Below are 20,141 nucleotides of genomic sequence, written 5' to 3' on the forward strand. Positions count from 1 at the left end.
AATTTTTTTGAGAGCTAAATGATATGAAAAAACTGATTTCGCCGCTGGCGATCGCCTTTGCGCTTTTGCCTCTTTCTCTGACCGCACAGGATTACGAGGCTGGAATACAGGCTGCAAAATCCGGAAACTATGCAGAAGCCATGACCCAATGGCTGCCTTTGGCCGAGGGCGGGAATATCCAAGCACAACTGGGTCTTGCGACCATATTTCTAAAAGGGCTTGGGGTTGAAAAGGATTATGCCACCGCTGCACAGTGGTATTCAAAGGCGGCCCAGTTGGGCGACGCAAGTGCCCAATATGCCTTGGGGATGATGTTTGCAAATGGCATGGGGATTGCCAAAAATGATGCCCAGGCGCTTGCGTTGTTTCAAATGGCCGCCAAACAAGGCCATGCCGGATCCCAATTTGCTTTGGGGGACAAATACAGGCGCGGGGACGGCGTGCCAAAGGACACGGTCGAAGCCGCCAGATTATACCTCCTTGCGGCCAAGCAGGGCCACGCACGGTCCCAGTTCAATCTGGGTATGATGTATAAATTCGGTGATGGCGTAGATGCAGATCTGGCCCAATCGGCCCAATGGTTCGGGATGGCTGCTGCACAGGGCCATGCAGAATCACAATACAATCTGGCCATAATGTTTGATGCCGGCAAAGGCGTAGAGAAGGATTTCGCCCTTGCTGCCAGGTGGTTCAAGGCTGCGGCAGATCAGGGTCATGTAAAATCCCGATATAATCTGGCAAACATGTACAAACGCGGGGAAGGTGTGCCGCAGGATTATGCAGAGGCAGCAAAGCTGTATCGCATGGCGGCGGAGGCCGGTCATGTAAAGGCGTTGAATAATCTGGCTGGTTTGTATCGAAGCGGCAAAGGGGTTGCGGCCGATCCTTCAATGGCCGCCAATCTGTATTTCAAGGCAGCCACGCAGGGCCACCCCGGCGCACAATTCAATCTGGGACTGATGTTTCGGGACGGGAATGGCGTGCCAAAGGATTTGGTTAAATCGCATATGTGGTTGAACATTGCCCGTGAAAACGGTGTCGGCAAGGCAAACGAGAAAATGGCGGCTATTGAAGGTGCGATGAGTCAGGCTGATATTTCTGCTGCTGTAGAAAAGGCTAAATCCTGTTTTCAAAGCAAATACCAGACCTGCCAATAGAAAGGGCCTGATGAGCAAAATAGATTGATTTTTAGATGTTAGGGGCCTGTTAATGGCGCGCCCTTATTGCTGTCATTTGAAACCTTAGTGGTTGATGCAGCAGAAAGGCGCACCATGACTATATCTTCTTCTTTGAATGCAGGCGTTGCAGGCCTTACAGCGAATGCAACTAGACTGGCAACAATTTCCGACAATATCGCAAACTCGGGGACGTATGGCTATAAACGCGCCGAAGCGAATTTTGAATCTCTCGTTATCAATAACAATCCGGGTTCCGGCAGTTATTCTGCTGGCGGCGTTCGGGCGTCGACTGTGCGCCTGATCGAGGAACGGGGGGCCTTGGTTTCAACCCAGAATGCGATGGATATCGCTGTGGGTGGTCGCGGGATGTTACCCGTCACGGCCGAAGTTTCTTTGGGGGCGACTACGGGCGATCGCCCGTTGATGATGACAACGACGGGGTCGTTCCATACTGATTCAAACGGTGTTTTAAAAACCGAATCCGGGCTTGTCCTGATGGGCTGGCCTGCGGAATCCGATGGCAGTATTTCGACCTATCCACGTGATACAATCGCGGGGTTAGAGCCGGTGGTGATCAACGCCAACCAGACAGCGGGTGACCCGACAACGAAAATGAATCTCGGTGTAAACCTGCCGGCAACCAATACTGCAGCCGGTGAATCCGGGGATGCATTGCCCTTGTCAGTCGAATATTTTGGCAACCTCGGCACATCGGAAACACTGGATATTACATTTACGCCAACGGTGCCTGCAACCGGTTCCTCCAACACCTGGACCATGCAGATCACGGATTCTGCCCAGGGCGGCGCGGTTATTGGCGAATACACATTGGTTTTTGATGATACTCGGGCGAATGGCGGCACACTTGCTTCGGTGACGCCCGTGTCAGGGGGCGCGTATAATGCGGCAGATGGCACCTTGGCCCTGACTGTTGCTGGCGGTCCGCTGACGATGACAATTGGCAAAGTTGGTGACCCCAACGGATTGACACAGCTGTCAGATAGTTTTGCCCCAACATCGATCACCAAAGATGGCTCGCCTGTGGGCAACCTGACTTCAGTTGAAATTGATGACAACGGCTTTATCAGTGCAACATATGACACGGGGTTTATCCGCCGTATCTACCAGATCCCGCTGGTGGATGTTCCAAACACCAATGGGCTGATTTCGTTGAATAATCAGACGTATCAGGTCTCGCCCAGCTCTGGTTCGTTCTTTTTGTGGGATGCGGGTGATGGGCCGACAGGCTCTATTGAAGGCTATGCGCGTGAATCCTCAACCACCGATGTTGCAGGCGAACTGACTGCGCTGATCCAGACACAGCGGGCCTATTCCTCCAACGCCAAGGTGATCCAGACCGTGGACGAAATGCTACAGGAGACAACGAACATCAAACGTTAACCAAAGGCAATCTGAAGGAGGTTAGCCCATGGGTATGACCAGCGCACTTTCGAATGCCTTGTCCGGATTAACGGCCTCGGCCCGCTCGGCGGATGTCATTTCATCAAATATTTCGAATGCTACGACCGATGGTTATGGTAGGCGTGAACTGGATCTCTCGTCTCGGGTTCTTGGTGGCGAAGGCTCCGGTGTTCATATCGACGGGATTACGCGAATCGTTGATCAGGTTGTTATTGCTGATCGAAGGCTTGCTGATGCCGATTTGGGTTCCTCGACCACACGCGCCGGTTTTTTGCAGCGGATTGAGGATGTTGTCGGTGAACCCGGAACGGCCGGTTCATTGTCTGACCGGATTGCGGGGCTGGATACAGCCTTTATCGAAGCGGCAAGTCGCCCGGATTCAGATCCGCGTTTGCAGAGTGTGCTGCGCAGTGCACAAGGGATCGCGGATCATATCAACACAATTTCGCGTGAAATCCAGACGCAGCGCACGAATGCGGATCACAGCATTGCACTTCAGGTGGATCAGCTAAATAGCGCACTCAAGAATATTGAACAATTGAACCACGCTATACTAACGCAAAGCAGCAGTGGTCGGGACGCTTCGGCTCTTATGGACCAGCGGCAACAGCTGGTTGACCAGATATCCTCGATCGTTCCGATGCGGGCTGTTCCACGAGAGCGTGGACAGATCGCTTTGATCACAACAGGTGGCGCAATATTGCTGGATGGCCGTGCGGCCGAAATCGGGTTTACACGAACCAGCCTGATTACCGAGGATATGACATTTTCTGCCGGTTCCCTTTCCGGTCTGACACTGAACGGCAATCCGGTTAGCACCGGTGAAAACGGGATCATGTCGGGCGGAACCCTTACAGCCACATTCGAAGTGCGTGATAAGCTGGGTGTTACTGCCCAGAACGATCTGGACGCCGTTGCCCGCGATTTGATCGAACGGTTTCAAGACACTTCTGTCGATTCTTCACTTACTGCACTGGACGCAGGCCTGTTCACAGATGCAGGTGCGTTTTTTAATCCGGCCAACGAACCCGGCATTTCCACACGGCTGTCTATCAATATCAGCGTTGATCCGGAATCCGGCGGTGCCGTCTGGCGTTTGCGGGACGGTATTGGCGCAGCAACACAGGGTGATGTGGGTAATGCCAGCCTGCTGCAAAGCATGTCGGGCGCCCTGACTCGTTCACAGGTTCCGGTATCAGGCAATATCACCGTTGCATCCCGTTCGATGTCCGGGCTGTCTTCCGATTATCTGTCAAAGATCGGTGCGGCCCGTCAATCGGCGGATGCCGATATCGTATTCGCCTCGACCAAGGTGGACATGTTGAAAACGCAGGAACTGCAAAGCGGTGTCGATACGGATTATGAAATGCAGCAGTTGCTGCTTGTCGAGCAATCCTACGCCTCGAATGCGCGGGTGATGCAGACCATTGATGAACTCATTCAAACCCTGTTGAGGATTTAGTCATGAGCTATGTATCTGTCGGTGATATGGCCCAAAGTTTTTCGTTTCGCCGCCAAAGCTTCCAATTGAAAACCAATATTAACCGTCTGGGCAATGAACTTGCCTCTGGTCGGGTTGATGATTTGTCCAAACGGGTATCGGGCGATTTTACTGTTATTTCCGGAATCGAAACCTCGCTGAATACACTGGATGCCTATAGAATGGCCCAGAAAGAAGCCGGACAGTTTGCCGATGCGATGCAAATTTCGCTCGGAGTTGTGCAGGAACAATCGGCCAAAGCAACCTCGACCCTGTTATTAAGCGCAAACGCAGCCAGCCAGACCCAGGTTCAGAATATTGCAACGGATGTCCGGCAACAATTTGATGCCGTGGTCTCGGCTCTGAATACCCAATCGGCGGGGCGCAGCGTATTTGCGGGTACTGCCACGGACAAGCCGGCCATTGCATCTGCATCCTCGATATTGGCGGATTTGCAAGTGGCAATTGCGGGCCAGACAACTGCCGGCGGGGTTGCTTCGGTGGTTGATGATTGGTTCAATCTGGCCGGCGGCGGGTTTGAAACCTCGGGCTATCAGGGGTCAACTACTGCCTTGTCGGCCTTTGATATCGGCGCGGGGCAACAGGCGGATATGTCGATAACCGCGGCTGATCCCACATTTCGCGAGACATTGAAAAATCTGGCTCTGGCCGCACTGGTTTCCGAGGGTGCCCTTGTTGGCGATCTGCCTGGGCAGGCAGAGTTGTTGGAGCGTGCAGGGGACGGTTTGCTATCCATTGCGGATGCGCAAACCAGCATGCGCGCAAATCTGGGGTCGGTTCAAGCGCAAATCGAACTGGTTTCGGTACAAACCACGTCGGAAATATCGGGGCTGGAAATAACCCGGACTGGGTTGTTGTCAGTTGATCCGTATACAGCCGCCAGCGAATTGGAACAGGCCCAGACACAACTTGAAACGCTTTATGCATTAACTTCGCGGATGTCGCGGATGAACCTTGTGGATTTCCTGAGATGATAAAACAGCTGTTTGCCTGCATATTTACTTTTGCCCTGATATCCACGGCCGCCGTTTCAGGTCCGATCCGGATAAAGGACCTGGTCGAATTTGACGGGGTCCGGGGCAATGACTTGATCGGTTACGGGTTGGTTGTCGGGTTGAACGGTACCGGCGATGGTATCCGGAATGCACCCTTTACCGAAGAAATCATGTCCAATATTCTGGAACGTCTGGGCGTGAATATTACCGGCGAACAATTCCGCCCCAAGAACGTGGCGGCTGTGTTTGTCACAGCAAACCTGCCTGCCTTTGCACGGGCGGGTGGGCGAATTGATGTAACGGTATCAGCTATTGGTGATGCCAAAAGCCTGTTGGGCGGAACTTTGATTATGACCCCGTTAAATGCGGCAGATGGTCAGATATATGCGGTAGGTCAAGGTACCGTAATTGCTGGCGGCGTTTCGGCAACCGGAGATGCGGGGGGTGTTGTGCAAGGGGTGCCAACATCGGGGGTTATCCCGTCCGGCGCCTATATTGAACGCGAGATTGACTTTGACTTTGGGGCTTTGGCGCAGATCCGTCTGGCATTGCGGACACCGGATTTTACCACGGCGGAACGGATTGAGCGCGCGATCAACAAAATGTTTGGTCGTGGGGTGGCGGTGATGCTGGATGCGGGAACGGTTCAACTGGATATCAAAGCCACGCGGCAGGCGTCTGCGGCACATGCAATTTCAAAGATCGAGAATATTTTGGTCGAACCGCAACGCAAGGCACGGGTGGTGGTTGATCAGCGTTCGGGCACGATCGTTTTGGGGGAAGATGTACGTATCTCGCGGGTTGCTGTTTCGCAAGGAAATCTGACATTGCGGATCGAAGAGCAGCCAATGGTGGTGCAGCCCAACCCATTCGCCGCTGGTGAAAGCGTTGTGGTGCCGCGCACCAATGCCTCTATTCAGGAAGAGCCGGGGATCGGGTTGGCCGAACTGTCCGAAGGAACTTCACTATCCGAAGTGATTGCGGGTTTGAATGCGTTGGGGGTTTCGCCCCGCGATATGATCGATATACTGAAAAGCATCAAAGCCGCAGGTGCCTTGCATGCCGAGTTTATCGTGCGCTAATTTCTAACCCAGATCAGGTATGCCCAGAGGTGCGAGTGCTGATCCCGGTTAGAAATAGCTTCTGACCAAGGCGCTGGAAATCAGGGTCCATCCATCGGCGACCACAAAGAAGGCCAGTTTGAAGGGAAGCGATACAATTGCAGGTGGCACCATCATCATCCCCATCGACATTAGAATGGCTGCGACCACAAGGTCGATGATTAGAAACGGCAGAAAAACCAGAAAACCGATTTCAAAGGCACGGGCAATTTCCGACAAAAGGAAGGATGGCACCAGCAGCGAAAGCGGCTGGGCAGCGGTTTCACCGGTTAGCCGGGCATCGGGCCGCAAGGCGACAAGAGATTCAAATGTGTCGGGATCGATACGGTTGGCCATAAAGTGACGGAACGGGGCAATTACCTTGGTAAAGGCTTGTTCGACATTGATCTGGTCGTTGATCAGCGGGTCGATTCCGCTGGTCCAGGCCTCGGTGAAAACCGGCTCCATCACGAAATAGGTCAGGAACATCGCGAGGCTGATAATCAGCATATTTGGCGGGGATTGCTGCAATCCTATGGCCTGCCGCAGGATGGACAGAACGGTGACGATAAATGGAAAACAGGTCAGCATGATGGCCAGACCCGGTACAATGCTAAGGACTGTGATCAACAACAAAAGCTGAATGCTACGAGCCGAGATCGAGCTGCTATCGCCCAGTGAAATTGAAATTTCCTGTGCAACGGCAGGCATGGCAATCATGGTTAACGAAATTGCGGTGAGTCCAAGTAACAGGCGAATAGGGGTGCTAATTTTCATGGTTTACAGGCCGTCTTGCAGGTTTACGACTTCGGTCAGGCGAACGGCCAACTGGCCAGCTTGATCGCCATCCAGTTCTTGCAATTCACCGCGCGCGATCAGGCGATCGCCAACATAAAGTTCAACCGGATCCTCGATTTTTTTGTCCAGCGGCAAAACCGCGTCCTGTTCCAGCTGCAACAGCTCTTTGATTTTCGGACGGGCTTTGCCAACAGAAATGGTTATTTCAATTGGCACCTGGGTAAACGGGTTCTGGCCGTCGGCGGGCATATCTGTCGCGGTATCATCCATTGATTGCTACCTTTTGCTGTTGTGTAAAGAAGCCTTCGACCAATTGGGAAAACCCGGCCAGAACGCTTGTCAGATCGATCTGCTTTTCGGTTTCGCTAAATCTTATGTAGGCCAGACCCTCGGCCATTGTCGGCTCCTCGACAATATTGACATCAAGGGCGGTCTGATCCTCTAGAAGCCGTTCAAGAGCAGGGCGGTTGGCCGGCGAAATTACAATTTCAAACTCGGCGATGGTTCGATCCGCAGCGGCGGAAAGAACCTCGTCCACAATGGATTGTGGCAGGGTTTCCTGTGCCAACCTGGGCAAAACTTTGGATACCATTTCGGTGAACAGTGGTTTTAACGAACCTAGAATCTGGTTTCGGGCTTCGTGATAGGTAAACGAAAGCTCCTGAAGGTTGCGGGCAAAATCGGCCGCCACGCGATATTGCTCTTCGATCTGGGCTGCGGTGGCATCGTCCCAGCCGGCCTTGTACCCTTGTTCATAGGCTTCTAACCGGTGTTCCTCGAAACTGGTTTCCAAAGTAAGCTTTGGGTCGTTTGAAACTATGGTCGTGTTGAATTCTTCCAGAGGAAAGACAGCCATCAAACCGTTTCCCCTTTGTCTTCCATCCAGCCGCGCAGAACCTCGACTGTTTCGTCCTGACGTTCCTCGATCAGTTCTTTCAGACGGGTGACGGGATCATTTGATGATCCGCCCATGTTGCCGGCCGTGGCAAAACCACCCAGCTGGGCTGTGCCCATATCAGGCATGTCAAAATCGGTTATCGTAGCCATTGCCGGCGGGTTGAAACTGCCATCGTCGATTTCGCCCGTCAGGGCAGGCAAGGTGGCCGGGTTCGAATTGCCGAAATCGTCCGGGAATGGAGCAGGCGGGGTTGAGCCCGCCGGAGCTGGCAGTTCAGCCATGCTGGATGCGGGCTTGCTGTTCAGGATCGGGCGCACCACAAACAGGCCAAGGACAAGGGCGACAACCCCCAGAACAACCAGTTGAATAATTGTCATGATATTCAATTTCATGGACTGAAGGAATGAGGGTGCAGCCACGCTGCCCTGCTCGGCAATCGGTTCGAATTGCATGGTTTTCAGGGTAATCACATCGCCGCGGGTTTCATCAAATCCGACAGCAGCGGCCACCAGATCGTGCAGCCCTGCCATCTCTTCTTCGCTGCGAGGCACAAAAACCTCGGTGCCGGTATCATCGACTTGCAGGGTGCCATCAATCAGAACAGCTACCGTCAGACGTTTGATTGCCCCCGGGGATTTCACAATCTCCCGTTGGGTTTCCGAGACTTCGTAATTCACCCTCTCGTGGGTTTCGCTGTTCTGGCTGGAGGAGTTGGCATTGCGACTGCCATCCCCTTCCGGCAAATTGCTGGCCACTGTAACCGCCCCGCCGCGCGCATCTTCCGAGGCAGTTGTGCGTTCTTCGGTGTCGGTGCTGATCACCACGCGCGAATCAGGATCAAACGTGCGTTCTGTGATCGATTCCCGATCAGTTACGGTTTCAACGCTGACTTCGACCACTGCATTACCGTAACCAACGCGCGCCTCAAGCAGGCGTTCAACGTTTTTCTTCAGTTCGGCGGCGCGGTTTTCGCTGCTGCTTTGGCCCGTCGCCGCATCATCCGCCCCCATGATCAGCCCGCCCTGGGAATCAATGATGGCCACATCTTCGGGCTTTAACCCCGCCACTGCCGAGGCAACAAGGAATTTAAGTGCTTTTGCATGTGAAGCCGAAAGCGACCCCGACGTGGTGGTCACCGTGACCGACGCTGTTTCCTTTACCTGCCGCCGAAAGGGTTGCAGGGACGGGCTGGCGATATGCACGCGCGCGCTGCGGATCATCGGGCTGGATATAATCGTGCGGGCCAGCTCGCCCTCTTTGGCGCGCCAATAGGCGGCGTCGAACATTTGCGATGTGGTGCCGAATCCCGACAGCGAATCAAGCAGTTCATAGCCAGCGGAATTATTTGCTGGCAACCCTTCGCTGGCCAGCGTCATGCGCAATTCGTCTCGACGCGCGCTATCGACAAAGATCGTTCCGCCGCGCACCTCGTAAGAGACGCCCTGTTGTTCCAGTTTCGCCACCACCTCGCCCGCGGCGCTGCTTTCCAGGCCTGCATATAAGAGTGACATGCCGGGGGCCGCTGCCATGCGCGACAGTCCTATGACTGCCGCAAACATTGCAAGGGTGGCAAGCACCACGATCACCCGGCGGCGTGGTTCCAGTGCAGACCAGACAGACAGTAGCTGTTGCAAGACGATTCTCCGAATATTCGTTGGGCGTTTTGCCCATGCGTCGCCTTATGTTTCGTCGAACAGGCTTAATAATCGGTTAGCTCCTGACGTTTATTAGGGAGGGGATGAAAAAAACCGGTGAGAACATGGCAGACGAAGAAGAAGTCGAAGAAGAAGGTTCGAAGAAAAAGTCGAAAATGCCTTTGATTATTGGGCTTGTGCTGGCTTTGGCCGGTGGGGGTGGCGGGTTTTATGCGGTGCAGTCGGGCATGCTTTTTGGCAGTCACGAGGAGGCCGCAGCCGATTCGCATGTAGAGGCAGAACCAATGCCGAATGTGGTTTTTGTGCCGGTGGACCCGTTGATTATCAATCTGGGCGGGCGGTCCAGAAACCAGTTTTTGCGGTTCCGCTCGTCGCTGGAAGTGGACGGCGCATACGAGGCCGAGGTAACAGCGTTATTGCCGCGGGTTCTGGACATTCTGAACGGTTATTTGCGGGCTGTGGATGTGAAAGATCTGGAAGATCCCAGTGCCCTGATCCGCCTGCGTGCCCAGATGCTGCGGCGGATTCAGACGGTCACCGGCGAGGGGCAGGTGAAGGATCTGCTGATCATGGAATTTGTGCTGAACTAGGAGGGTGCGATGACACTTATTGCCGATATATTACTGGTCGCGGGCGCCCTTGGGGCGGCGTTCTATTGTATGATTTTGTCGCGGCGTTTGAACAGGTTCAACGATCTGGAAAACGGTGTCGGCGGTGCAGTGGCCGTGTTGGCTGTTCAGGTTGATGACATGACCAAAACACTGGAACAGGCACGAATTGCGGCAGGGGAATCGACAGAATCCCTCAAGTCATTGACCAGCAAGGCCGAGGATGTGGCCAAGCGGCTGGAGCTGTTGATGGCCTCGATGCATGATTTACCGGAACCTTCAGCGCCGCCAGCGCCTGAACCTGCCGAGGACAGCATGCAAGAGGCAGTTTTTCTGCGGCATCAGGATAGGGTTGTGGAGGCAGCAGAATGACAAGAAAACAAGTCAAGAACAAGCGATCACGCAAGGCGGGTCGCGGGGTTTTATTCCTGATCACGGGGTTCTTTCTGGCTTCGGGCCTGTTGCGGTTAGGGTCTGGAACCGGCAGCGCAATAGCGCGGGAAGTGCAGGCGATAAGCCATTCCGGATCCCAACAGGAAGAAGCAGAGACCGTCGCGCCCGCTGCTTGCGAAACCGGCGAAGGTATTGGCGAATTGCTGGCTGCGTTGAAAAACCGTGAGGCACGGGTTGCTGCGCAAGAGGCAGCATTGGTTGACCGGATGCAGGTTTTGGCGGCGGCTGAAGAAGGGGCCAAAAGGAACCTTGATGCATTGAGTGCAGCCGAGCAGAAATTAAGGGCAACAATGGCGCTGGCCGACAGTGCGGCCGAGGATGATCTATCGCGCCTGACCAGTGTATACGAGAATATGAAAGCCAAGGACGCCGCCAAATTATTCGAGGAAATGGATCCGCAGTTTTCCGCCGGATTTCTGGGCCGGATGCGCCCCGATGCAGCGGCAGCTATTTTTGCGGGTATGACCCCGGCCAAGGCCTATTCCATCAGTGTGATACTGGCAGGCAGAAATGCAGAAGTTCCGACAGAAAAGTGAGAGATTCTTAATCCTAATCCGTCAAGTTCGAAATTGGCAGTACGGATAATTGGGAGATTGCTAGATGATCGGCATAATCGGGATAGTTGTAATTCTCGTCATGGTTTTTGGCGCATATCTTGCTGCAGGCGGCAAGATGGGCATCATTCTTCATGCCGCTCCGTTCGAGTTAACTATGATCTTGGGTGCCGGTATTGGCGCATTGATCATCTCCAGTGATATAGCGGCGATTAAACACACATTCAAAGGTTTGGGCAAGGTATTCAAAGGCCCGGTTTGGCAGCATAGTGACTATCGTGATTTGTTGTGTCTTTTGTTTGAGTTGATCCGTTTCGCCAGGCAAAACCCGGTCGGGCTTGAGGAACATATCGAAGCACCTGATGAATCGACAATATTCACGCGATATCCCAAAATCCTGACAGACAAAGAGGCGATCGCGCTAATCTGCGATACGCTTCGTTCGGCCTCTATGAATTATGATGATCCGCATCAGGTGGAAGAAGTACTTGAAAAACGTATCGATGAGAATTTCCATCATTCAATGCATCCTAGTCATTCCTTGCAAGGGTTGGCTGACGGGCTTCCGGCGCTCGGTATTGTGGCGGCTGTTTTGGGGATTATTAAAACCATGGGTTCTTTGGATCAGCCACCGGAAATTCTGGGTGAACTTATCGGTGGTGCATTGGTAGGAACATTTCTGGGGGTGTTCATGGCCTATGGTCTGGTAGGGCCCTTCGCCACAAAAATCAAATCTGTGGTTGAGGAAGATGCCCATTTCTACAAGCTTATTCGCGAGGTTTTGGTTGCCAACCTGCATAACCACGCAACCAATATTTGTATTGAAGTCGGGCGTCAGAATACCCCAACCCATAGTCGACCCAGCTTCGGTGAACTGGAAGAGGCATTGAAAGAAGTGAAACAGGGGGCGGCATGATAAGGTTGATCCTGATCCTGCTTCTGCTCTGCCTTCCAATCGGAGCTACTGCGCAAAAAATCGTTGTACGATCGGGAGAGCACGGGGATTTTTCTCGTCTGGCTTTTTCGTTTTTGACTCCGGTTGAATGGAAGATGGGGCGTGTTTCTGGCGGGTATGAAATTCGCTTGAAGGGCAATGGAAATGTCATTGATACCTCCAGTATTTTCCGGCGAATTCCCCGTGACAGAATTAAGGATATTTCCGTATCCGAGGATAAATCCATCATTACTTTGACAGTAGATTGCGCCTGCCATGCGGATGCATTTGAATTCAGGCCGGGGTTGCTGGTTGTGGATATTAAAGATGGATTACCCGCCCAGAACAGCCCTTTTGAAACAGCATTTTCCGCAGATGAAACCGGTGCGGCCATTACAGAAGAAATGGTGGTGACGATTGCGGATGAAGCGGTAAAAGATGCGGATGAAACCGGTAAAGAAAGTGAATTAATAACCGAGGATGTTTCTACAATAGATCAAGAAGCTGAACCCGTGTCATTGCCTGTGCCAGCTTACTCTTCATCGTTCACAAGTGGGCTTGCTTTGAGACCGGAAGTTGGGTCCGAAAATTCTGAACGAATTACAATGATGCAATCGGAAATGCTACGCCAGATTGGTCGCGCTGCAGCGCAGGGGTTGCTAGAGGCAAATCTACCGGAGCCAATTCATGAACCAAAGCCGACAGATACACATGAATCGATGGTTGACCCCTCTGAAACACAACAGGAAGCTCCAAAGGAGCCAACGGCTCAGGCACATATCAACATTCATATTGAGAATAGTGTTGATCGTGAAATTGCAAGATTGCTTCCCAGGGAAACTGATCCCGGGGATGGTGAGTCCTGTTTGGGAAGTGATATGGTTAATGTGGTGGAATGGGGCGGCGAAGATGCAGTTTGGGAACAGATTTCCCAACAGCGGCGTAAATTGTCTGGTGAATTTGACAAAGTAAATCCTGTGGCGGCCGAAGCTCTTGCAAAAGCATATATTTATGCGGGGTTTGGTGCCGAAGCATTGCAAATAATTGACAGTTTTGATGTTGACCCCGAAACAGCGCTAATCCTGAAAGATATAGCGCGGATCGTCGATGGTTTGCCGCCGCAGCCAAACGGGGCGCTTCAGGGGCAGGCCGCGTGTGATTCAGAAGTTGCGCTTTGGGCCGTGTTGGCTTTGGCGGAATTGTCTAAAGGAACAGATGTAAACCGACCAAGGGTCATTGCAACCTTTTCGGAATTACCATTGCATTTGCGGCGGTTTCTGGGACCAAAACTGGCCGAGATGTTTTTGGAAATCGGGGATATTGAAACCGCAACGGCAATCAGAAATGCGATTGCACGGGCCCCGGGCGATGCCGGCGACGAGTTTCGTCTGATGGAAGCACATTTTGAGCAAGAACGCGGACATTATGATACAGCGGAACAAACACTTGAAGAGATTGCAACGGATAACAACGCAGTTGCACTTAAGGCTTTGATCAAACTCTTAGAGGCAAAAGCAGAGCGAAAATCGCAAGTATCGGATGGGATACTGACAACAGCCGAATCGTATCTGTTCGAGCAAAGAACAACTGCGGATGGGGCAAAGCTGCTACGATCCCTAACCTTGATTTATGCGCAATCCGGCAATCTGGATGTTGCGTTAAGTAACTTACGTGCAGCCAATACAAATGCCTTTATCAATGAAAAGGTGCAGCTTTGGGAAGAAGTCCTGACAACTGCAACAAATTCAGCGTCCGACGAAGCATTTCTAAAGTTTATCTACGCCGCCCACAAGGATGTTTCAAAACTGGACATTCCCCAAGCAACCCGACAGGCCATCGCAAAGAGACTGCTGGATCTTGGGTTTTCCACACGGGCACTAGATTTTTTGAATGCCCCCGTACCCCCCTCTGATACAGACAGATTGATCATGGCCAGAGCAGCCCTTCTGGATGGCAGGGCTGACCAGGTTGAAAGCTTGCTTGAGAATGTTGCAGGGGACGAGGCGGTAAATTTGCGGGCGCAGGCATTCGAGAATTTGGGGGACTATGAAAATGCTGCTGCGGCGTATGCGGAAATTTCGGATTACGATAGCCAAAAATCAGCGATCTGGCAGGCGGGTGATTGGCAAAGTCTACAACAAATCGGCACGGAACCGGAAAAATCACTTGCCAGATCAATGGCTTTGGGTGCGAAAATTGTTGATGCAGATCCGGCAATGTCAGAACAAGTACTGTCAATAGATGCATCTTTGATTGAGGAAAGCGGAAATTTTCGCCAGTCAATCGAGGCTTTGATAAAGGATTATCCCGCCCCTTTGTCAGTGGATGAATAATTCCACTTTTACTTACCTTTTCTAAAGGCTTGTTGCGTAGCCTGCAGTGGAAAGAACAGCAAGAATTGTGAAAATGGCTAGAACTGCCTTCAAAGGAAAAACCGGTATGCGGATTAGAACCTATTTGGTCATCCGATTTGTCGTATTGACTGTTGCCGGGCTGATTGTATCGGTTTATCCGCTGCGTGCCGCGCAGGATCTGTCGCAGATTTGCGATCAAGCCGCTGCTTATGCGGCAAGGGAAACGGGTGTTCCGCTTTCTGTATTACAGGCTATTTCCCTAAACGAAACCGGACGAAAGCGCGGTGGCACAATGCGCCCCTGGCCCTGGACGGTTAATATGGAAGGCAAAGGCGTCTGGTTCGATACCGAAGATGAGGCGCGGGCGTTTGTTTACCAGAATTACAAGCGAGGTGCGCGCAGCTTTGATGTTGGCTGCTTCCAGATAAATTATAAATGGCATGGACAGGCCTTTGCCTCGATCGAAGAGATGTTCGAGCCGCGCCCCAATGCCTTGTATGCCGCAAAATTCCTGCTGGAATTATACCGGGAAAAAGGCAATTGGAGCGGTGCTGCCGGCGCCTATCATTCCCGTACACCGAAATACGCCGAAAAATACGAGGCGCGGTTCAACCGGTTCCGCAACGGGTTAATGGGGAATGATACCCCGCAAGCAGATGTACAACTGGTCTATGCTGAACCGCAGCCTGCGCCGGCTATTGTCAGGATCAATAAATATCCGTTGTTACAGGCAGGCAGCACGACGCGCACGCTTGGCTCACTTGTTCCTTTGGGAAATGCGCAATCGGTCACACGTTTAATAACTGTGGCACAAACTGATGGATAACCCGCAACAACTTATCTTAAGGATATTCCAGCCAACCATTCTGTTGGCGTTGGTCCTGATGGCAATCATCGTGATGATGATCCTGCCTATGCCATCCTGGGTGTTGGATGTGGGATTGGCAGCATCCTTTGCGCTGGCAATCCTGATGTTTACCATTACGCTGTTCATCGACAGGCCATTGGAATTCTCGGCCTTTCCAACGGTGCTTCTGGCCTCATTAATGCTGCGTCTTTCACTGAATGTGTCCTCGACCAAGCTGATCATCGGTCAGGGGCATACCGGTACCGGTGCTGCAGGAAACGTGATCGAAGGGTTCGCCAATTTTGTAATGGGCGGCAGCGTTTTCATGGGGCTAGTGGTGTTTGGTGTGTTGATTATTGTGAATTTTATCGTCATCACCAAGGGTGCTGCGCGCATGGCCGAAGTCGGCGCACGGTTTGCGCTGGACGGAATGCCGGGCAAACAGTTGGCGATCGACAGCGATATGTCTGCGGGCGCGATCGATCATGCCGAAGCCAAGGCGCGACGGGAAAGGGAGCAAGCGGAAACCACATTTTTTGGCTCACTTGACGGGGCATCGAAATTTGTCAAAGGCGATGCGGTTGCGGGCCTGTTGATTACCTTGTTGAACCTTGTAATGGGGTTGATAATGGGCGTGGTCGTCCACGGGATGCCCATTGGCGAGGCATTCAACACTTACTCGATCCTGACGGTTGGCGATGGTTTGGTCTCGCAAATTCCTGCTGTGATCATATCCATAGCATCGGCCCTGTTGCTGTCACGGGGTGGCACAAAAGGATCGGTTGATCTGGAACTTGTGGCACAACTGGGGCGCTACCCGCCCGCCATTGCAACCGTGGCGGTTCTAATGGCGTTGTTTGCGCTGGTACCCGGCTTGCCGTTTATACCATTCATCATTGGCGCATTGGTTTTGGGGGGAGCCGCATGGTCGGTTCACCGCACGGCCATACGCAAAGAAATTCTGGCACAAAAACCAGCTACTTCTGAAGAGCTGAAACCCAGTAAGACGCCAATTGGCGATCTGCTGGATCTGGATGATATCCATGTAGAATTTGCCCCCGATCTGGTTAGCATGGTGCTTGATCCTGCCACGGGGCTAGACGCGCGGATAGCCAATATGCGCACCCATGTGGCCACGGCTTTCGGGCTGATTCTACCGGAAATTCGCCTGACAGATGATGCGTCCCTGCCTGCCGGTACATATGTCATCAAGGTTCAGGGGGTCGAACAGGTACGTGACCGCCTGTTCCCTGACCGGGCGTTGGCATTGCTGCCCGAGGGACCGGATGTTCTGCCAGCAGGCGAAGATGTAAGTGAGCCTGTTTATGGTGCGCCCGCCCGCTGGATCACAAATGACGCACAAGAAGAGGCTGCCCTGTCCGGGGTTATGATCGTTTCGGCAACAGAAGTGCTGGCGACGCATTTGCTTGAAGTGATCAAACAGAACTTCCCGCGATTGTTGACGTTAAAAGCCTTGCGCCGGTTGTTGGATGAGTTCGTTAACCTGTCAGATGATGAACGGGCACAGGCAAATCGCCGGATGCTGGACGAGTTGGTGCCGGACAAGGTGCCGGTGGACCTGTTGTTAACCATAATGCGAATGCTGTTGGAGGAACGGGTTTCAATTCGCAATCTACCGCTGATACTGGAAGCAACCGCCGAGGCCCGTCAGATGTATCAACAGGCCGAGGCGATGTGTGAACATGTTCGTCAACGGCTGGGGTTTCAATTGGTGGCAGAGTTAAAGCGTGATAATGGTACGATCCCCCTGATCCAGCTGGCGCCGGAGTGGGAACAAGCCTTTAATACATACCAAATCGAAGGTGAACGCGGGCAGGGGGATGTGGCTCTGCCACCCGATGAATTCAACCGACTGGCAAATGGCGTGGCTGAAAAACTGGCCAAAGCCTCGGAAACCGGCATTTACCCTGCCATCGCCGCCCCCCGCCACCGCCGCCGGTTTTTACGCACGGTTCTTTCGGCCAAGGGCATTACCAATCCGGTTTTGTCATTCGAGGAAATCGGTACCGAAGCACGGCCTTCGCTTGTCGGTCTGGTGCCTGCATGAACGCTGCGCTGACGGATTTGCTGGCCTACGCGCAGGATGGTTTGTTGATAGGCTTCATCGTTTTCCTGCGGGTCGGGACGGCAATGGCGCTGCTTCCTGCGTTTGGCGAAAGCTCGGTTCCGCAACGTGTCCGCTTGGGGTTGGCGTTGGGGTTTACCGCCATTGTGATGCCTGCCGTTGCCGCGCAGATCGAACCGTTGGCTGAACACCAAAAGGGTATTCCAATTCTGCTGGCAACAGAAACACTGGCGGGATTAGCGCTGGGAATTGCCCTGCGTCTATTTGTTCTGGCTTTGCAAATGGCAGGTTCCATTGCTGCACAGGCCACATCCCTGTCGCAAGTTTTCGGTGGCACGGGGATCGAACCGCAACCAGCGATTGGCCACCTTTTGGTTTTCGGAGGCCTTGCGCTTGCCGTGATGACAGGGCTGCATGTCCGCATCGCCGAAGTGTTGATCCTGTCCTATAATGTCCTGACGCCAGGTCAATTCCCCGGTGCCTCAATTCTGGGCGATTGGGGGGTGGGACAGATAGCACAAGCTTTTTCGCTGGCCTTCACTTTGGCCGCCCCGTTCATCATCGCATCCCTGATCTACAATGTGGCGCTGGGCGTGATTAATCGTGCAATGCCACAACTGATGGTGGCCTTCGTCGGTGCGCCAGCCATAACTGCAGGGGCGTTAATACTGATGTTTTTGGTTATGCCGCTGATGTTGACGGTCTGGTCGGATGCCCTGCAGCAATTTCTGCAAAACCCGTTCGGAGGCCCGAAATGAGCGATGGTTCCCAAGACGATGACAAGCAACATGAACCGACCCAGAAAAAACTGGATGACGCCCGGAAACGAGGCGAGATTGCAAAGTCAACCGACCTGAACACGGCCGCATCCTATGGCGGAATTCTGTTGGTTGCGATGGTTATGGGGGCAGCAACATTACCACAATTTGCTCAGATTCTGGCAAATATGGTTGGAAATGCTGACCGCATATCGACCGTGTTTTTTCGCGATAGTGCCCATCCTGTTTCAGGGGGTATTTTTCAAGGGCTAATCGTAACCATCGGCCCCTGGTTTCTGTTTCCGGCATTGCTTGTAATTCTGTCCATTCTTGTCCAGCGTAGTTTTGTGGTGGCACCAGATAAGCTGATACCGAAACTGTCGCGCATATCCATCCTGTCCAATGCCAAGAATAAATTCGGTCGCAATGGCCTGTTTGAATTTGGTAAAAGTTTTTTCAAATTGCTGATCTATTCTCTGGTCCTGACGTTTTTCCTGAAAGGAAAAATACAGGAGATCACGGGAACAGTGCATTTACCCCCTGCGATGATTGCCACTGTGCTGTTGCGGTTACTGGTGGAATTTCTGTCGGTGGTGTTGATGATTGCGCTGGGGATTGGCGCTGTGGATTTCATGTGGCAAAAAGCCGAACACACGCGGCGTAACATGATGTCGCGCAAGGAAATGACGGACGAGGCCAAGCAAAGCGAGGGCGATCCGCATGTCAAACAGCAACGTCGCCAAAAGGGGTATGCAATTGCGATGAACCAGATGCTGGCCGATGTCCCTGATGCAAGTGTGGTTGTCGTAAACCCGACGCATTACGCGGTGGCCCTGAAATGGGATCGATCAGCCGGGATGGCGCCAGTCTGTGTGGCTAAAGGTGTGGATGAAATCGCCGCCCGGATACGCGAAGCTGCAAATGAGGCCGGTGTTCCGATCCATCGTGATCCACCTACGGCCCGTGCATTGTTTGCAACGGTCGAAATCGGGCAGGAAATTCCGCCGGACCATTATCAGGCCGTGGCGGCTGCAATCCGGTTTGCCGAGGAGTTGCGCAAAAAGGTTGCTGGGAAAAGGGGACAGTAGATGGACAAACAACTTGTGGCCCTTCGCAACCTGACCGGCTTGGTTCTGGATGCTGAAAGGATGAAGTTGCAACAAATAATTAAGGCCGAACAGGACCTGGCCAAACAGGTTGCCGAACTGGACCGCGAAAGCAATAAAAGGGCAGCACAACTGTTGGCCAAAGGCGGTATGGATACCGCCCTTTTGGCGGGTGCGGATTTGCGCTGGCAAAACTGGGTGCAACAACAAAAACGTTCGCTGAACACCCGCCGCTCTGCAATCTTGGCAAAACAGGAAGAGCAGCGGTTGAAAGCACAAAAAGCGTTCGGACAAGCCGAGGCTGTGGCCCGCTTGCTGGAAAAATCCGCAGAAGAGGCACGGTTGAAATCCGGGAGGGCCTAGGGCAAAGTCCCGACCCTAGCTTTGAATATCCTGGCGAACAATATCATTGATCAGGATATCCTGAACGACAGGGCCAGCCACCTTTTGAGCGACTTCATATAGGGAATCCCGTAGTACAACCATTCTGTTGCTGTTGGTAAATACCCCGTCAAACCCGCCGGAATTGGCGTGATCAAACAGCACCTGATTAAAGGCATCCCGCAGTTTCGGTTCACGCTGGAACGTGGCTTCTTTGCCGCCGGGTGTTACCTCCAGGCTAATCGACATAACCACCAATGCGGCCATTTTGCCATCTTTCAGGACTGGAATAACAAACTGGTTGTTCATTTTTACATACTCGGGAGTCACTTCCTCTCCGTGCTCGTCAACAGCAGGAGGTGAAGCAGTGTGCGTGCCTTCATCGGCAGGAGGTGCGCAATCGGCGACTTCACCATGTTCGGCTTCTGGATCGGGTTTCAACATTACTCCGGCCCCGATACCGGCTCCGACGCCAATCAGCGCCAATAGAATTGGAAGGATCTTGCCCATCAT

20 protein-coding genes are annotated in these 20,141 nt (G+C 52.9%); 15 read left to right on the forward strand and 5 right to left on the reverse strand.

Going from position 1 to position 20,141, the window contains the following annotated elements; all coding sequences use genetic code 11:
- The first annotated feature begins 23 nt into the window (after nt 1-23).
- The 5 genes from BAR1_RS17620 (at nt 24) to BAR1_RS17640 (ending at nt 6,178) form a co-directional block, all read left to right on the forward strand.
- Nucleotides 24-1,157: an SEL1-like repeat protein gene (locus BAR1_RS17620; RefSeq protein ID WP_118944241.1), complete on the forward strand. Its 1,134-nt coding sequence runs from the start codon at nt 24-26 to the stop codon at nt 1,155-1,157.
- 114 nt (nt 1,158-1,271) lie between these two features.
- Nucleotides 1,272-2,579, forward strand: a complete 1,308-nt coding sequence (locus BAR1_RS17625; RefSeq protein WP_118944242.1) for a flagellar hook protein FlgE — start codon at nt 1,272-1,274, stop codon at nt 2,577-2,579.
- A gap of 28 nt (nt 2,580-2,607) precedes the next feature.
- Entirely contained in the window at nt 2,608-4,062 is a 1,455-nt protein-coding gene (gene flgK / locus BAR1_RS17630) for a flagellar hook-associated protein FlgK (RefSeq protein ID WP_118944243.1), read from the forward strand.
- Nucleotides 4,063-4,064: 2 nt separating this feature from the next.
- Nucleotides 4,065-5,075, forward strand: a complete 1,011-nt coding sequence (locus BAR1_RS17635; protein WP_118944244.1) for a flagellin — start codon at nt 4,065-4,067, stop codon at nt 5,073-5,075.
- Nucleotides 5,072-6,178 carry a flagellar basal body P-ring protein FlgI gene (locus tag BAR1_RS17640; protein WP_118944245.1) on the forward strand — a complete coding sequence of 369 codons (1,107 nt, stop codon included), beginning with the start codon at nt 5,072-5,074 and terminating at the stop codon, nt 6,176-6,178. The genes BAR1_RS17635 and BAR1_RS17640 overlap by 4 nt, the downstream gene beginning before the upstream one ends.
- A 48-nt stretch (nt 6,179-6,226) precedes the next feature.
- Here BAR1_RS17640 and fliP read toward each other — a convergent pair whose 3' ends face one another.
- The 4 genes from fliP to fliF are packed head-to-tail and all read right to left on the reverse strand — an operon-like array spanning nt 6,227 to nt 9,526.
- Nucleotides 6,227-6,973 carry a flagellar type III secretion system pore protein FliP gene (gene fliP, locus BAR1_RS17645; RefSeq protein WP_118944246.1) on the reverse strand — a complete coding sequence of 249 codons (747 nt, stop codon included), beginning with the start codon at nt 6,971-6,973 and terminating at the stop codon, nt 6,227-6,229.
- A gap of 3 nt (nt 6,974-6,976) precedes the next feature.
- Nucleotides 6,977-7,264 (reverse strand): FliM/FliN family flagellar motor switch protein, encoded by a 288-nt coding sequence (locus tag BAR1_RS17650; RefSeq protein WP_162891834.1) that lies wholly within the window; start codon nt 7,262-7,264, stop codon nt 6,977-6,979.
- Entirely contained in the window at nt 7,257-7,850 is a 594-nt protein-coding gene (locus BAR1_RS17655; protein ID WP_118944247.1) for a FliH/SctL family protein, read from the reverse strand. The genes BAR1_RS17650 and BAR1_RS17655 overlap by 8 nt, the downstream gene beginning before the upstream one ends.
- Nucleotides 7,850-9,526 carry a flagellar basal-body MS-ring/collar protein FliF gene (gene fliF, locus BAR1_RS17660; protein WP_118944248.1) on the reverse strand — a complete coding sequence of 559 codons (1,677 nt, stop codon included), beginning with the start codon at nt 9,524-9,526 and terminating at the stop codon, nt 7,850-7,852. The genes BAR1_RS17655 and fliF overlap by 1 nt, the downstream gene beginning before the upstream one ends.
- Nucleotides 9,527-9,651: 125 nt before the next feature.
- On the opposite strand from fliF, the gene BAR1_RS17665 reads away from it, so the two are divergent.
- From BAR1_RS17665 to BAR1_RS17710, 10 genes are all read left to right on the forward strand, one after another.
- A complete protein-coding gene (locus BAR1_RS17665) occupies nt 9,652-10,137 on the forward strand; it encodes a flagellar basal body-associated FliL family protein (protein ID WP_118944560.1) in 486 nt (161 codons plus the stop codon).
- 9 nt (nt 10,138-10,146) lie between these two features.
- Nucleotides 10,147-10,527, forward strand: a complete 381-nt coding sequence (locus BAR1_RS17670) for a hypothetical protein (protein WP_118944249.1) — start codon at nt 10,147-10,149, stop codon at nt 10,525-10,527.
- Nucleotides 10,524-11,144 carry a MotE family protein gene (locus tag BAR1_RS17675; protein ID WP_118944250.1) on the forward strand — a complete coding sequence of 207 codons (621 nt, stop codon included), beginning with the start codon at nt 10,524-10,526 and terminating at the stop codon, nt 11,142-11,144. Before BAR1_RS17670 ends, BAR1_RS17675 begins: the two co-directional genes overlap by 4 nt.
- 64 nt (nt 11,145-11,208) lie before the next feature.
- Complete coding sequence (gene motA / locus BAR1_RS17680) at nt 11,209-12,078, forward strand: flagellar motor stator protein MotA (RefSeq protein ID WP_118944251.1); 870 nt, start codon at nt 11,209-11,211, stop codon at nt 12,076-12,078.
- Nucleotides 12,075-14,429 carry a hypothetical protein gene (locus BAR1_RS17685; protein WP_162891835.1) on the forward strand — a complete coding sequence of 785 codons (2,355 nt, stop codon included), beginning with the start codon at nt 12,075-12,077 and terminating at the stop codon, nt 14,427-14,429. The genes motA and BAR1_RS17685 overlap by 4 nt, the downstream gene beginning before the upstream one ends.
- 46 nt (nt 14,430-14,475) lie before the next feature.
- The gene (locus tag BAR1_RS17690) at nt 14,476-15,276 is read left to right on the forward strand and encodes a lysozyme family protein (protein WP_228408622.1); all 801 of its coding nucleotides are present in this window, start codon (nt 14,476-14,478) and stop codon (nt 15,274-15,276) included.
- Entirely contained in the window at nt 15,269-17,365 is a 2,097-nt protein-coding gene (flhA, locus tag BAR1_RS17695) for a flagellar biosynthesis protein FlhA (protein ID WP_118944253.1), read from the forward strand. The genes BAR1_RS17690 and flhA overlap by 8 nt, the downstream gene beginning before the upstream one ends.
- Nucleotides 17,362-18,141 (forward strand): flagellar biosynthetic protein FliR, encoded by a 780-nt coding sequence (locus BAR1_RS17700; protein ID WP_118944254.1) that lies wholly within the window; start codon nt 17,362-17,364, stop codon nt 18,139-18,141. Before flhA ends, BAR1_RS17700 begins: the two co-directional genes overlap by 4 nt.
- Nucleotides 18,138-19,229 carry an EscU/YscU/HrcU family type III secretion system export apparatus switch protein gene (locus BAR1_RS17705; RefSeq protein ID WP_118944255.1) on the forward strand — a complete coding sequence of 364 codons (1,092 nt, stop codon included), beginning with the start codon at nt 18,138-18,140 and terminating at the stop codon, nt 19,227-19,229. The genes BAR1_RS17700 and BAR1_RS17705 overlap by 4 nt, the downstream gene beginning before the upstream one ends.
- Nucleotides 19,230-19,610 (forward strand): hypothetical protein, encoded by a 381-nt coding sequence (locus BAR1_RS17710; protein ID WP_118944256.1) that lies wholly within the window; start codon nt 19,230-19,232, stop codon nt 19,608-19,610.
- Nucleotides 19,611-19,625: 15 nt separating this feature from the next.
- Here the strand turns inward: BAR1_RS17710 and BAR1_RS17715 are convergent, their stop codons facing one another.
- Complete coding sequence (locus BAR1_RS17715) at nt 19,626-20,138, reverse strand: flagellar basal body-associated FliL family protein (RefSeq protein ID WP_323368580.1); 513 nt, start codon at nt 20,136-20,138, stop codon at nt 19,626-19,628.
- Nucleotides 20,139-20,141 lie beyond the last annotated feature (3 nt).

It is taken from the genome of Profundibacter amoris (assembly GCF_003544895.1).
GTDB classification, from domain to species: Bacteria; Pseudomonadota; Alphaproteobacteria; order Rhodobacterales; family Rhodobacteraceae; genus Profundibacter; species Profundibacter amoris.